At 69.3% G+C, this 13,242-nt stretch carries 12 protein-coding genes; 5 read left to right on the top strand and 7 right to left on the bottom strand.

The window, feature by feature from the left end; translation table 11 throughout:
- The first annotated feature begins 70 nt into the window (after positions 1 to 70).
- Positions 71 to 646 (top strand): ASCH domain-containing protein, encoded by a 576-nt coding sequence (locus tag ACZ6YV_RS40570; RefSeq protein WP_465514708.1) that lies wholly within the window; start codon positions 71 to 73, stop codon positions 644 to 646.
- On the opposite strand, the gene ACZ6YV_RS40565 is transcribed toward ACZ6YV_RS40570, so the two are convergent.
- The gene (locus ACZ6YV_RS40565) at positions 618 to 1,397 is read right to left on the bottom strand and encodes an alpha/beta fold hydrolase (protein WP_465514707.1); all 780 of its coding nucleotides are present in this window, start codon (positions 1,395 to 1,397) and stop codon (positions 618 to 620) included. The genes ACZ6YV_RS40570 and ACZ6YV_RS40565 overlap by 29 nt on opposite strands.
- A 99-nt stretch (positions 1,398 to 1,496) precedes the next feature.
- On the opposite strand from ACZ6YV_RS40565, the gene ACZ6YV_RS40560 reads away from it, so the two are divergent.
- Positions 1,497 to 2,123 (top strand): alpha-ketoglutarate-dependent dioxygenase AlkB, encoded by a 627-nt coding sequence (locus ACZ6YV_RS40560; RefSeq protein WP_465514706.1) that lies wholly within the window; start codon positions 1,497 to 1,499, stop codon positions 2,121 to 2,123.
- Positions 2,124 to 2,127: 4 nt separating this feature from the next.
- Here the strand turns inward: ACZ6YV_RS40560 and ACZ6YV_RS40555 are convergent, their stop codons facing one another.
- Positions 2,128 to 3,402 carry a cytochrome P450 gene (locus tag ACZ6YV_RS40555; RefSeq protein WP_465514705.1) on the bottom strand — a complete coding sequence of 425 codons (1,275 nt, stop codon included), beginning with the start codon at positions 3,400 to 3,402 and terminating at the stop codon, positions 2,128 to 2,130.
- 256 nt (positions 3,403 to 3,658) lie between these two features.
- On the opposite strand from ACZ6YV_RS40555, the gene ACZ6YV_RS40550 reads away from it, so the two are divergent.
- A complete protein-coding gene (locus ACZ6YV_RS40550; RefSeq protein WP_465514704.1) occupies positions 3,659 to 6,784 on the top strand; it encodes an ATP-binding protein in 3,126 nt (1,041 codons plus the stop codon).
- An 18-nt stretch (positions 6,785 to 6,802) separates the two neighbouring features.
- Here ACZ6YV_RS40550 and ACZ6YV_RS40545 read toward each other — a convergent pair whose 3' ends face one another.
- The 5 genes from ACZ6YV_RS40545 to ACZ6YV_RS40525 form a co-directional block, all read right to left on the bottom strand.
- Positions 6,803 to 7,654, bottom strand: coding sequence for an ABC transporter permease (locus ACZ6YV_RS40545; RefSeq protein ID WP_378245585.1), 852 nt, complete (start codon positions 7,652 to 7,654; stop codon positions 6,803 to 6,805).
- A complete protein-coding gene (locus ACZ6YV_RS40540) occupies positions 7,651 to 8,631 on the bottom strand; it encodes an ATP-binding cassette domain-containing protein (protein ID WP_465514703.1) in 981 nt (326 codons plus the stop codon). Before ACZ6YV_RS40540 ends, ACZ6YV_RS40545 begins: the two co-directional genes overlap by 4 nt.
- A gap of 23 nt (positions 8,632 to 8,654) precedes the next feature.
- Positions 8,655 to 9,227 carry an NADPH-dependent FMN reductase gene (locus tag ACZ6YV_RS40535; RefSeq protein WP_465514702.1) on the bottom strand — a complete coding sequence of 191 codons (573 nt, stop codon included), beginning with the start codon at positions 9,225 to 9,227 and terminating at the stop codon, positions 8,655 to 8,657.
- A gap of 101 nt (positions 9,228 to 9,328) precedes the next feature.
- Positions 9,329 to 10,228, bottom strand: a complete 900-nt coding sequence (locus tag ACZ6YV_RS40530) for an ROK family protein (RefSeq protein ID WP_465514701.1) — start codon at positions 10,226 to 10,228, stop codon at positions 9,329 to 9,331.
- Positions 10,225 to 11,634: an APC family permease gene (locus tag ACZ6YV_RS40525; RefSeq protein ID WP_465514700.1), complete on the bottom strand. Its 1,410-nt coding sequence runs from the start codon at positions 11,632 to 11,634 to the stop codon at positions 10,225 to 10,227. Before ACZ6YV_RS40525 ends, ACZ6YV_RS40530 begins: the two co-directional genes overlap by 4 nt.
- A 216-nt stretch (positions 11,635 to 11,850) precedes the next feature.
- On the opposite strand from ACZ6YV_RS40525, the gene ACZ6YV_RS40520 reads away from it, so the two are divergent.
- Positions 11,851 to 12,375, top strand: coding sequence for a hypothetical protein (locus tag ACZ6YV_RS40520; RefSeq protein WP_465514699.1), 525 nt, complete (start codon positions 11,851 to 11,853; stop codon positions 12,373 to 12,375).
- Positions 12,372 to 13,139, top strand: coding sequence for a hypothetical protein (locus ACZ6YV_RS40515; RefSeq protein WP_465514698.1), 768 nt, complete (start codon positions 12,372 to 12,374; stop codon positions 13,137 to 13,139). Before ACZ6YV_RS40520 ends, ACZ6YV_RS40515 begins: the two co-directional genes overlap by 4 nt.
- Positions 13,140 to 13,242: the final 103 nt, after the last annotated feature.

The following is a 13,242-nucleotide window of genomic DNA, read 5'->3' as shown; positions in this document are numbered from 1 at the left end:
CGAACCGTCATCGGACAAGATGTTGACGCTCCGGCGTCCCGCTGATTGGGTAACGACGGTGATCCTCTCCATGACGGTCCTCGAAGGGCTGGCCGCCGGGACGATCGACCTGACCTTCCGGCGCTGGTCGAAGCAGAACGTCCACGCGGGTGACGTCATGCGCCTGGCAGCCGGGGTGATCGAGGTCGACTCGGTCGAGATCGTCGACCCCGCCACCATCACCGAAGCCGACGCCCGCCGCTCCGGTGCGGACTCGGCGAACGCGGTCCGCGGGACCTTGCGCGGCCCTTCGGACGCTCCGGTGTACCGCGTCCGCCTGCGTTATCTCGGCCCCGATCCCCGGCAGGCGCTCAGCGCGGCGGCCGAGCTGTCCGCAAAGGACGCCGAAGCGATCCGCAAGCGACTGTCCAAGATGGACAGACAGCGCTCGTGGACCCACGAGACCTTGCGGCTCATCGCCGGCAATCCCGGCCGCCGGGCTCAGGAACTCGCCGATCTCCTCGGCCGCGAGAAGGAGCCGTTGAAGGTCGACATCCGCAAGCTCAAGGATCTCGGCCTGACACTCAGCCTCGAAGTCGGCTACCGGATCTCCCCGCGCGGCGCGGCCTACCTGAGCCTCACCGAGGATCCCGGTAGAACGCGCTGAGTTCCGGCACGAGCCGCTCCGGCGGGACACTGTGGAATTCGCCGTCCAGCTCGACCTGCCTCGCTCCCGGGATCGCTTTCGCGGTGGCGAGGGCGGCGGCCTTCAGCCACTCCGTGCTGCCGTTGCTGTTCACCACGAGGACGGGCGTCGCGATCGACGCCAGCTCGGCGGGCACTTTCGAATCGCCCATCACGAAGGCGTCATAGACGAGCGTAGGCGCATAGGACCGGAGTTCGGCCCACATCGGCGTCGCCTTGGCCTCGGCGACGGCCTCCGCCGGCGTGCCGACGGCGGACATCGTGAACAGCGCGACGGCGTCGTCCCACCGATCGGCCGCGACCAGGTCGCGCATCTCTTCGGCGTACCCCTCGGGGACGTCTTCCGTTTCGCCGCGATACGGCGATTCGAAGACCGAAAGTCGCACCATCGGCACTCCCGCCGCGGCGGCGAGGAGGGCCAGCGCGCCACCGGAGGAGATGCCGTGCACGATCACCGGCTCGCCGATCGCGGCGGCGACGGCGGCGAGGTCTTCGATCTCGCGCTCGACCGCGTACGGCGCGGTGTCCCTGCTGTCGCCCCGGCCCCGGCGGTCGTAGGTCACCACGGAGTACTCGGCCACGAACTCCGCGACCAGCGGTTCGTCGCCGTGCCTGTCGTTGCCGGCGCCGGCGACGATCACCACCACCGGCCCCTCGCCACGTCGTTCGAACGCGATCGGCGTTCCGTCCGCGGACTTGGCTGTGTCGATCATGGGGACCATCGTGCCCGGCGCCGCCGTCGGCCGCAGGTCATTTATCCCAGTCGAACACCCGTTCGACAAATGATCGAAAACGGGGTAGGTTCGGTTGCCATGACACCCACGCTTCAAGCCTCGCTGTTCGACGAGTGCGCCGCTCTCGAGCTCGGCTCGCTCGGCGGGCTCCGGCGCACCGAGCTGTCCCGGGGTGCCTGGATCGACGTGCTGCCGGGCTGGCTCGCCGGCGCGGACGAGCTGTTCACCCGGCTCGCCGAAGACGTGCCCTGGCAGGCCGAACGACGGCAGATGTACGACCGCGTCGTCGCCGTCCCCCGGCTGCTGAGCTACTACCGCGAAGGAATGCCGCTCCCCCACCCGATCCTCACCGACGCTCGGGAGAGGCTCTCCGCGCATTACTCGGACGAGCTAGGCGAGCCGTTCGTGACCTCCGGCCTGTGCTTCTACCGGGACGGGCGCGACAGCGTCGCCTGGCACGGCGACGACACAGGCCGCTCCCGCACCGAGGACACCATGGTCGCGATCGTCTCGGTCGGCGCCGCCCGGCAGCTGGCACTGCGCCCGCGTGGCGGGGGCGAAACCCTCCGGCACGCCCTCGGCCACGGCGACCTGATCGTCATGGGCGGCAGCTGCCAGCGCACCTGGGAACACGCCGTCCCCAAGACCGCCAAACCCGTCGGGCCGAGGATCAGCGTCCAGTTCCGCCCGAGAGGAGTCGCCTGAGATTTCAGTCCAGCAGCACGGGAAGCGCGTCGACGCCGTAGACGATCGAGACCTTCCGGAAGCCCACCTCGTCCGGTTCGATCGCCAGCCGCATCTCCGGGAACCGGCGCACCAGCGCGGGATACGCGGTGCGCAGTTCCATCCTGGCCAGTTCGGCGCCGATGCACCGGTGGATGCCCCAGCCGAAGGCGAGGTGCGACGTCGGCTCGCGGGTCGCGTCGAACTCCTCCATGTCCTCGCCCAGGACGCCGTCACGGTTCGCGACGTTGAGCGAGCACAGGACGATGTCGCCCTTCGCGATCCGGACGCCGGCGATCTCCATGTCCTCCTTGGCGAAGCGAGGGAAGGCCATCTGCACGACCGTCAGGTACCGCAGCAGTTCTTCGACGAACTTGTGGACGGCGTCGTCGCCACCGCGGACGGTCTCGAACAGCGAACGGTCCTTCAGCAGCACGAGCGCGCCGAGCGCGAGCATGCTCGCCGTGGTCTCCAGCCCGCCGGTGAGCACGCCGTCGGCGAGGCCGGCCAGTTCGCGGTCGTCGATCTCGTCGCCGTGCTCCTTGATGAGCATGCCGAGCAGGCCGTCGCCCGGGTTCTCGCGCTGCTTCTTGACGATGTCGTCCAGATAGGACAGTGACTCCGTCATCGCGCCGAGTGACGCCCCGGCACCACCGAAGAGATCGAAGCGGGCGGTGCTCAGCCGCTGGAAGTCGTCACGGTCCTCGTACGGGACACCCAGCAGCTCGCAGATCGTCAGCGACGGGATCGGCAGGGCGAAGGCCTCCCACAGGTCGACAGGACCGTCCGTCTTCGCCATCGCGTCGAGCTGATCGGCGACGATCTCGTCGATCCGAGGCGCCAGCCGTGACAGCCGTCGCATGGTGAACTCCGGCGTGAGCAGGCGCCGCAGCCTGGTGTGCACCGGCGGATCGGCGAACCCGAGCCCGCCGGGGTTCTGGTCCTCGGTCACGCCCGCGTTCCCGACCAGGTTCGTGAAGTCGCTGCTGAACTCGGTCACCTTGCCGAGCACGGCCTTGGCCTCGTCGTAGCCGGTGACCAGCCAGCCGTTCATCCCGAACGGCAGCTCCAGCTTGCTGATCGGCTCCTTCTCGCGGATCCGGCCCAGCTCGGGCACCGGGTCGAGGTCGTCGCGTTTGAGCGGCAACAGCACGTTGTCCGGGATGATCGACATCTTGGACAGGTCGAAGCCGTTTTTCTGCTGACGCGCGAGGTAGCGGCGGCCGATCCACGCCAGCACGCGCGAGCGAATGCTCCCCATACCCCGCACCCTACTCCAGCCCTCGCGTAGCTGACCTGGCACAACAGGCCTTGTTCGCCCGACGGGGCACGAACTTCGACGGCTGTTCACCCGCCGTCCCACTCGATTCGTCACGCCCAGAAAGTCGGATTCGGGCCGCGGAAGGTTCCCAGTGGCTGGGAGACGTCGGTCACGGGCGGTCACCACGGACCGCCGGTAACGCCTGACAACGGGCGGGCGTCGTGAAAGTGTCGGACCCTACTGGGAGGATTCGGACATGTCAGCCGTGCTCATCGGACGCGACCATCCCGCCGGGGTACTCCGCGCGGAGATCGCCCGTGCCGCCGAAAGCCACGGCGGGCTGGTGCTGGTCACCGGCGAGGCCGGGATCGGGAAGACCACGCTCGTCACAGGCGCCGCCGAAGAGGCGAAGCGCCTCGGCGGCCTGGTGCTCAACGGGTCCTGCTGGGACTCGGCGAGCGCGCCGGGCTACTGGCCGTGGACGCAGGTGGTGCGCGGGCTGCGGCGCGCGGTCGGGCAGGGCCGCTGGGCCGCGATGGCCGACAGCGAACTGGACGTCCTGCTCGGCGAGACCCGCGGCGACGGCGCGGCGGACGGGTTCCGGCTGTACGACGCGGTGACGAGCGCGCTGGTGGCCGCCTCCCAGGATCAGCCGATCGTGGTGGTGCTCGACGATCTGCACTGGGCCGACGCCGCGTCGCTGCGGTTGCTCGAGTTCGCCGCGCAGCACACCTGGTTCGAACGGCTGCTGCTGATCGGCACGTACCGCGACGTCGAGGTCGAGACGACCGATCACCCGCTTCGCTCGCTCGTACTGCCTCTGCTCGCGAAGGCCACTTCGGTCACTCTCACCGGGCTCGAACCGGACGAGGTCGGCGCGCTCATGGCCAGGACAGCGGGCGCGGAGCCGGACGGCGCACTGGTCGCCGAGGTCCACCGCCGCACCGGCGGCAATCCGTTCTTCGTCGAGCAGACGGCGCGGCTCTGGCACAGCGGCGGCTCCGCCGAGACCATCGCACCCGGCGTGGCCGACGCGTTGCAGCGGCGGCTTTCCCTGCTCCCCCAACCGGTTCTCGATCTGCTGACCACCGCGTCCGTACTCGGCCGGGAGTTCCACCGCAGACTGCTCGCGGGCGTGGCGTCAGCGCCGGTACCCCAGGTGGACAGGCTGCTCGACCAGGCCGTCGCGGCACGGCTGGCCGTGGTGCACGGCCAGGGCCGGTTCGCCTTCGCCCACGACCTCGTCCGCGAGACCCTGTACGCGAGCCTGTCCGAAGCGGAACGTCGGAAACAGCACGCCGCGGTGGTCGCGGCGGTGCGGGAGACACCGAAGTCGCCGGACCGGCTCTTCCCCGCCGACAAGGCCCGCCACGCGCTGCTGGCCGGACCGGAAGTCGATCCGGACGAGGCCGTGGACCTGTTGCTGGCCGCGGCGATGGACGCCACCGGCCGGATGGCCACCGAGGAGACGGCCGGGCACTACCGGCGGGCGATGGAGATCATCGAGGATCCCCGCCGCCGGGCGGTCATCGCGCTCGAACTGGGCGCGCATCTCACCCGTCACCACGAAACCGAAGAGGGCCGCGAAGTCCTCGACGCGGCATCGGCGCTCATCCGTGAAATCGACGAAGGCGATCTGCTCGCGCGGCTCGCGCTGACCCTGATCCGGTCCGACCACAAGGGTCTCCGCGTCGAAGAGACCACCGCCCTGCTCGCCGAGGCGCATAGACGGCTCTGCGACGGAGAATCCGGCGAGTCCCTCTCCGTCGAAGAGATGACGCAGGACCTGACGGCGCGCATCATGATGACCGCCCGCGACGATCAGGACGACTCCGCGCTGTTGTTCGGGCTGTGGGCCCGGCACGACGCGATCTGGGGGCCGGGCACCGCCGCCGAACGGGAACGGCTCACCGACGAGCTGATCGCGGTCGGGCGCCGCACGGGGAACGCGGAACTCGAACATTTCGCGTCGTCGTTCAAATGGGTGGCGCTGCTGGAACAAGGCGATCCGCGTTATCTCGATCAGTACCGGGACTTCGTCGCCATGGCGGACACCGGCCGGGTGCCGAGCTCCCACCTGGCGTCCATGATCGACCAGTGCATCATCGCCACCATCCAGGCGCGATTCGACGAAGCCGAGGCATATCTCCAGCAGGCGATCGAAGGCCAGGCGGCCGACGCCCACCCGTTCTTCTGCGATGTCAGGCAGTTGCAACGCTGGACCCGCTGGTGTCTGGAAGGCCGGTTCGTCGACCTCGCCCGGCTGCATCGGGAGATGGCTCGCGAAGGCTATCCCTACCAGCGCATGCTGGAAGCGATCACCGCCGCGCAAGCCGAGGACGCGGGGGAAGCCGTGCGGCTCACCGATCTCGCGGCCGAGACGAAGCCGTATCCACGCGACCTGGAGGCGATGTGGCTGCGCTGCCAGGCGCAGACGGCGGCGGTCTCCGGCGATCCGGAACGCTGCGAGGCCGCTCGCCAGCTCCTGGCCTCCTACAGCGGAGAATGGCTGGTTTCGCTGTACGGGTGTGAAACCGGCGGCCCGGTCGATCTCTGGCTCGGCAGGCTCGACTTCGCGCAGAAACGCTGGAACGACGCCGTGGGCAGGTTGCGCCGCGCCGCGCGTTCGGCCGAGCTGCTGCGGGCCGCGGCTTGGGCGGTGGAAGCCAAGTCCTGGCTGGCCAAGGCTTTGCTCGGCCGGAACCTCGAAGGCGACGCGTTCGCCGCGAAAGCCCTGCTGTCCGAAGTGGACAGAGAAGCCACCGCGCTCGGCCTGCGTCAGGTGCTCGCCAGGGTGGAGGGGGCACGGAAGGAGGCGCGGGCGCCGTCGTCACCGACCGCTGGGTTCCGCCGCGACGAAGGCGTCTGGACGCTGCTTTTCGACGGCGTCACCGCACACCTGTCGGATTCGAAAGGCTTGCGGGACCTGCATTTCCTGCTCGGCAGGCCGGGTTCGGAGGTACCGTCCGTGCGGCTGCTCGACCCCGAGGGCGGTGAGCTGGTCGTCGCCGCGAAGAGTCTCGGCGGGGACGACGTCCTCGACGACGAAGCGAAGGCCCGGTATCGCGCGCGGCTGGGCGAGCTCGACGAACTGATCGACACCGCCACCGGGCTCGGCCAGGACGCGCGCGCCGCCTCGCTGGATCGGGAGCGGGACGCGCTGCTGGCGGAACTGCGGTCCGCCGCCGGGCTCGGCGGCCGCACCCGGCGGCTCGGCGACGAAGCCGAGCGCGCCCGCAAGACGGTGACCGCCCGGATCCGGGACACCCTGCGCAAACTCGACGAACAGCACCCGGCGCTGGCCGCGCACCTGCGCGCGTCGGTCACCACCGGGGCTTCGTGCCGCTACGCGCCGGAAGGCAAGGTCCCCTGGCGGCTGTAACCGCCAGGGGACCCGGGATCATTTGCGGTTGTAGAGCCGCATCGTCAGCGTGCCGAAGACCGCGAGGAGGACCGCGCCGGCGATCAGCACCCAGGTGATCTCGCCGCCGTCCCAGTTGCCGTCCATCATCGAGCGGACCGCCCCGACCACGTGGGTCACCGGGTTGACGTCGACGAAGGCCTGCAGCCAGCCCGGCATCGTCTCCGGGTTGACGTAGATGTTGCTGAGGAAGGTCAACGGGAACAGCACCATCATGCTGACGCCCATCACCGACTTCTCGCTGCGCAGCAGCAGGCCGAACATCGTCCAGATCCACGAGAACGCGAACGAGAACGCCAGCAGCAGGAGGATCGCGGCGGCCACGCCGCCGACCCCGCCGCCGGGCCGGAAGCCCATGATCAGCCCGACGCCGAGGATCACCAGTGCCGCGATGAGGTAGCGCAGCATGTCGCCGAGCAGGTAGCCGACCATCGCCGCCGGCCGCCAGATCGGCAGCGTGCGGAACCTGTCGAAGACGCCCTTCTCGATGTCGGTGTTGACCGCCACCCCGGTGTACATGGTGATCATCAGGATGCTGCTCGCCATGATGCCCGGCAGCACGAACTGCAGGTACTCCGTCGGCGAGCCGGACAGCGCGCCGCCGAACAGGTAGGTGAACATCAGCGTCATCATGATCGGGAACGCCGTGACGTCGAACAGCTGCTCGGGCACGTGCTTGATCTTCAGCATCGCGCGCCACCCGAAGGTGATCGAAGCCGACAGCGCGCTGGGCCGCTGAGGACGGTTCTTCGAGATCAGGACGGCGGCGAGGTCCTCGGGCTTCGGTGCCGCGAGAACGGGTTCTGTTTCTTTGACTGCCGTGGTACTCAAGCTGCACTCTCCTCAGGCGTGGCGGTGCGGTCGGTGAGGGCCAGGAAGACCTCGTCGAGGCTCGGCTGGCCCAGGGAGAAGGTGTCGACGACGATGCCCGCGCGGGCGAGTTCGGTCAGGGCGCGCGCGGCGTGCTCGGCGGCGCCCTGGTCGGTGCTCTTGCCCGAAAGCCGGGCGGTCAGCGAGAGCGGGTCCGGTTCGAGCACCACCTGTGCCTCCAGGTTGCGGACGAGCAGCGCTTCGGCCTCCGGCCGCTGGTCCGCCTCGCGCAACCGGACGTGGACCGCGCCCGCGCCGACCGACGCCTTCAGCTGGCCCTTGGTGCCTTCGGCGATCACCTTGCCGTGGTCGATGACGGCGATCCGCGACGCCAGCTGATCGGCCTCGTCGAGGTACTGCGTGGTCAGCAGGACGGTGGTGCCGTGCTGCACGATCGCGCGCACGATGTCCCAGACCTGGTTGCGGCTGCGGGGATCGAGCCCCGTCGTCGGCTCGTCGAGGAAGAGCACGTCCGGGGTGTTGAGGATGCTCGCGGCGATGTCGATCCGCCGCCGCATCCCACCGGAGTAGTTCTTCACCTGCCGCCCCGCGGCCTCGGACAGGCCGAACGCCCCCAGCAGCTCCTCCGCCCGCGCGCGGGCGGCCGGTTTGCGGTGCCCGGTCAGCCTGCCGATCAGCACCAGGTTCTCGGTCCCGGTCAGTTCTTCGTCGACCGAGGCGTACTGCCCGGTCAGGCTCACCATGGCCCGGACTGCGTCGGCCTCGCGGACGACGTCCTTGCCGAAGATGCGCGCTTCGCCCTCGTTCGGGCGGAGCAGGGTCGCGAGCATCTTCACCGCGGTGGTCTTGCCCGCGCCGTTCGGCCCGAGGACGCCGTACACGGCGCCGGCCGGGACCTTCAGGTCGATCCCGTCGACCGCCCGGTTCTCCCCGAACACCTTGACCAGCCCCGAGGCTTCGATGGCCAGTTCACTCATTTTCCTTGTCCTTTCAGAAACTTTCAGCAGACGTAGGGGCGCGTGGCACGCGCTTCGCGCAGGGCGAGGCCCCACCAAACGAGTTCGTCGAGCAGGGTGGTGACGGCCTGTCCTTGGCCGTCGATGTCGATAGGGGTGCCATCACGGGCGAAGGTGCCGTCGAGGAGGTTGAAGGCGACGGTGTCCCGCATGGTCACCGTGTGCAGCTCGGTGAAGATCGAGCGCAGTTGCTCGACGGCGTAGAGGCCCTGTGACCGGTAGCCGTAGGAGACGAAGCCGACCGGCTTCGCGCGCCACTCGTCGTAGGCGCAGTCGATCGCCTGCTTGAGCGACGCCGGGAAACTGCGGTTGTACTCGGGAGTGACGACGACGAACGCCTCCGCCTCGTCGACCAGCCTCGCGAACCGCCGCATGTCGGGCGTCGGCTGTTCCGGCAGCCAGGCGGGCAGGGTGAAGTCGATCAGGTCGAGGACTTCGACGACGAGGTCGTCCCGGCCTTCCGCGCGGCCGGTGAACCACTTGCCGACGGCGTCCCCCACCCGCCCTTCGCGAGTGCTGCCGATGATCACCGCGACCAGTAGCGGACTGGTGTTCATGACCGACCTCCTCTCGCCTCACCCCCCAGGCGCGAGAAAGCCGCCGGATGTTCGCTAGATCGGATCTAGCGAACGCCCGGCGGCTTCGGTCGGTGATCTCGCTACGCGTCCAGCGCGATCGCGATCGCGCCCAGCAGGGACGCGTCCTGGTCGAACTTCGCCGACACCAGTTCCGGAGGGAACGGCACGGCCCTGGCCAGCCGTTCCCGCAGCGCGGGCAGCAGGATGTCGGCCGAGCGCACTAGTCCCCCGCCGACGGCGATGCGCTGCGGATCGAGTGCGATGGCGAGGTTCGCGACGTGCATCGACAGTTCGTCGAGTGCCGCGCCGACCAGTTCCTTGGCCTGCGCGTTCTCCCTGGCGAGGCCGAACAGCTCGCCCGCGGTTACCGGGCGGCCGAGCAGCACACTCGCCCGGCCGCCCAGCCCACGCCCACCGACGGCTTCCTCCAGCGGCGCCGCTCCGCTGGCGAACCCGTCGGTGTCCTGCGGTGAGAGGAGGTTGTACCCGATCTCTCCCGCAGCGCCATTCGCGCCGGCCAGCAGCCGGCCGCCGACCAGGACCGCCGCGGCGATCCCGGTCCCCAGCGAGAGGAACACCGCCGGATCGGTGTCCGCCAGCGCCCCCCATCGCCATTCCGCGAGCGCCGCCGCCTTGGCGTCGGTGCCCACCTCGATTCCGACGCCGCCGAACTCGTCGGCGACGAGTTCCCGCAGCCGCAGTTCCTCCCAGCCCGGCACGTTGGGGGCCAGCAGGATGCGGTCCTCCAGCACGATGCCCGGGCTGACGACGCCGATCGCGACAAGGTTGTCGGCGGCGCCTTCGTCGGCGAGCAGTTTCCGCGCGGCGGCGAGCGCACGGCTCACCACCTGTTCGGCGCCCGCTTGCGCGTCGGTGTCGAGCCGCCGGGTGACCAGCAGGCTCCCGGCTCTGTCCGCCAGCCCGATCGCGACCTTCGTCCCGCCGAAGTCGATCCCCAGGATCAACGCTTCCCCCGTCACTTCCCGTTCCCCTCTTCCGCCCCCGCGAACGATTCCTGAATTCCCTTGGGCCCGAACGGCCACACGCGCTCCGTCTTCGCGTAGGCGAGGAACGCCGCCACGCCGATCGCGATCCATCCCACCGAAAGCCCGATCGAGAGCCAGGTGGCGGAGAAGTAGATGTAGACCCAGCCGAGCAGCGCGATGATCGTCGGGATCGGGTAGAGCCATTGGCGGTACGGCCGGTCCAGTTCCGGACGCCGTCGCCGCAGCACCACGATCGCCGCGACCTGGGCGAGCGATTGGACGAGCACGAGCACCGTCACCGCCGCGTTGATCACCGCGGTCAGCGTGAACAGCGAGCCGATCGCGGCGATGAGACCCATCGTCAGCACGCCGGCCGTCGGCAGGTTCAGTTTCGGGTGCAGTTTGGCGAACACCGGCAGGAACACCTTGTCGCGCGCGGCCTCGAACGGGACCCGCGAGCCGCCGAGCAGGCCGGCGAACACCGAGCCGATCGCGGCGATCACGATGAACACGGTGATGACCTTGGCCGTGCCCGTGCCCCACGCCTGTTCCAGCACGGTGGAGGCGACCGACGTGGCGGTCTTCAGCTCCTCCAGCGGGATCGAGCCGAGCACGCCGAGCTGCAGCAGGAAGTACAGGCTCATGATGCCGAGGATCGAGAGGATGATCGACCGCGGCAGCGTCCGGCCCGGGTCACGCACCTCGCCGCCGAGGTAGGCGCTGGTGTTGTAGCCGAGGTAGTCGTAGATGGCGATGATCAGGCCCGCGCCGAGCCCGGCCCAGAACGCTCCGCCGTCGAACGAGAACGCGCCCGGGGTGAAGGCGAACGCCTGCGCGCCGTCGAAGTGTGTGAAGGCCGCGACGATCACCGAAAGCACGGCGAACAGCATGATCGCGAACAGGACGGTGGTCAGCTTCCCGATCTCGCCGATCTTGCGGAACAGCGCCAGCACGATCAGCGCGATGACGCCGAGGCCGATGACCTTGCCGAGCCCGGTCGTCCCGCCGCCGTCGGCGACCCCGGGGATCAGGTACCCGAGGTACTGGACGAGGCCGATGATGCCGGTGGACATGATCAGCGGGATGAACAGCACCGCGCTCCAGGCGAACAGGAACGGCATGAGCCTGCCGGTCCGGAAGCCGAACGCTTCGCGCAGGTACACGTAGGTGCCGCCGGCGCCCGGGAGGGCGGCGCCGAGCTCGGCCCAGATCAGGCCGTCGGCCAGCGCGATGAGCGCGCCGATGAGCCAGCCGAACATCGCCTGCGGGCCGCCGAGGGTCGCCACCATCGCGGGGATGGTGACGAACGGGCCGATCCCGCACATCTGGGTCATGTTGATGGCGGTCGCCTGGAGCGGCCCGATCTTCCGCTCGAGCCCCGGCCGCGGGGATGAACTCAAAACGCGCCTCCCTATTAGTTAGTAAAGTTTCTTAACATATTTTGCGGCGTGTCGGAAGGCCGGTCCGCAAAGTTGTCGCACTCCGGTCACCCCGGAATTGCCCGAAAGGGCGGAATCACCCGGAATACGCCCGAACGGACCAGGCCGGGACGTATCAGGGGGTCGTCGTTCCGCGTCCTTACCAAGAAGGACGTCTTCTCGAGGACGGTGAGGTCCATGAAACGGCTGTTCAGCGCGGCGATGGCGATCGCCGCTCTCGGCTTCGCGGCGGCTTGCGACGGAGCGTCCACTCCCCGCGACACGGATCCGGCCGATCCGACCACGGACACCGGGGTGACGACGGAGATCGCCCCGACGGTGTCCCCCGAGGAGTCCTCGCCCGATGGGCTCACGCCGGGGCCGGGGACCGCTCGCGGCGGCCACACCGAAGAGCCTCGTCCGCCTGTCGTCCCCGGCAGTCCCATCAAGTACAACAGCGACCTGCTCGGCACGGATCCCGACACCGCCGAGAAAGCGATCGGGAAGAACCTCGAAGACCTCTGCAAGAGCCCCCGCCGGTGCGGCGTTTCGATCGTGACCGCGGGCAAGGGCCACTGCATCCGCAGTATCGGCCCGAATCCGGTCTATCCCGGCAAGACGATCACGATCCGGGCCCGGCTGTGCGAAACCGAGACCACGGAGGAAAGCCCGTCGCCTTCGAAGCCGGAAAGCGGGAAGCCGAGCGAAACCACGAGCGGATGAGCACGCGGCGGGGCCTCCGCGCGCCCGCGCCGCCGGTGGCCGAGCCCGCGGCGGGCCCGTCGCACGCACTCCGGCTGGTCGGCGCCGCACTGGCCAACACGACCCTGCTCACCGCGTTGCTCTACTACTTCGGGCTCGTCGAGACGCAGACGTACTTCGGCTACTTCCGCGTTCACTACACCCTGCTCGGCCAGACGCCGGACGAGATCTTCGGACGGGGCGTCGACGGGGTGCTCCTGCCCCTGACCGGCGCGGCGGGCGCGATCCTGCTCTTCCTGGTGCTGACCCGGTTCCTGAAGATCCGCCTCGGCGAGGTCCCGTGGACCCGGCTGCTGCGGATCTGCTCCCCCGTCGCCGGCGGCCTCGGCCTCGCGCTGCTGGTCTCGACGACCGCGATCGCGCTCGACCCGGAACCCTTTCGCGACTACCCCGGCCTTTCCGGGCTCGGCTTCGCGATCGGCGTCCTGATGACGCTGTTCTCCTGGCGCCACTGGACCTCACGCAGAACGGGGAGCACCCGCGCGAGCCTGACGGAACTCGTGACCGGCTACGTCCTGGTGAGCATCGGCCTCTTCTGGGCCGTCGGCGACTACTCGGGAGCCGTCGGCACGACCCGCGGCTTCGAAGCCGCCGGGGTGATCCCGACGAGACCGGCCGCGACGCTGTACAGCGCGGAAAGCCTCAACCTCACCGCGAACGGTGTCCTGGAGGTGAAGTGCGTCGATCCCGAAGCCGCCTACAAGTACCGCGGTACACCGGACTGAAGCTGCTGCGTTACTAGTCAGCTGGTGGCTAGGTTGGTTGGTAGCCAGGGGTTTCCGGTGATGGCGGCGCGGAGTGCGGTCAGGGTGTTGTGGCCGTTTTTGC

It is taken from the genome of Amycolatopsis sp. NPDC102522 (assembly GCF_055584485.1).
Note: the sequence above shows the minus strand (reverse complement) of the source record. Positions and strands in the feature narration are given on the sequence as shown.

Coding starts and splice junctions, on each gene's coding strand:
- ACZ6YV_RS40570 (WP_465514708.1), top strand. CDS start 71: ATGACGGTCCTCGAAGGGCTGGCCGCCGGGACGATCGACCTGACCTTC.
- ACZ6YV_RS40565 (WP_465514707.1), bottom strand. CDS start 1,397: ATGATCGACACAGCCAAGTCCGCGGACGGAACGCCGATCGCGTTCGAA.
- ACZ6YV_RS40560 (WP_465514706.1), top strand. CDS start 1,497: ATGACACCCACGCTTCAAGCCTCGCTGTTCGACGAGTGCGCCGCTCTC.
- ACZ6YV_RS40555 (WP_465514705.1), bottom strand. CDS start 3,402: ATGGGGAGCATTCGCTCGCGCGTGCTGGCGTGGATCGGCCGCCGCTAC.
- ACZ6YV_RS40550 (WP_465514704.1), top strand. CDS start 3,659: ATGTCAGCCGTGCTCATCGGACGCGACCATCCCGCCGGGGTACTCCGC.
- ACZ6YV_RS40540 (WP_465514703.1), bottom strand. CDS start 8,631: ATGAGTGAACTGGCCATCGAAGCCTCGGGGCTGGTCAAGGTGTTCGGG.
- ACZ6YV_RS40535 (WP_465514702.1), bottom strand. CDS start 9,227: ATGAACACCAGTCCGCTACTGGTCGCGGTGATCATCGGCAGCACTCGC.
- ACZ6YV_RS40520 (WP_465514699.1), top strand. CDS start 11,851: ATGAAACGGCTGTTCAGCGCGGCGATGGCGATCGCCGCTCTCGGCTTC.
- ACZ6YV_RS40515 (WP_465514698.1), top strand. CDS start 12,372: ATGAGCACGCGGCGGGGCCTCCGCGCGCCCGCGCCGCCGGTGGCCGAG.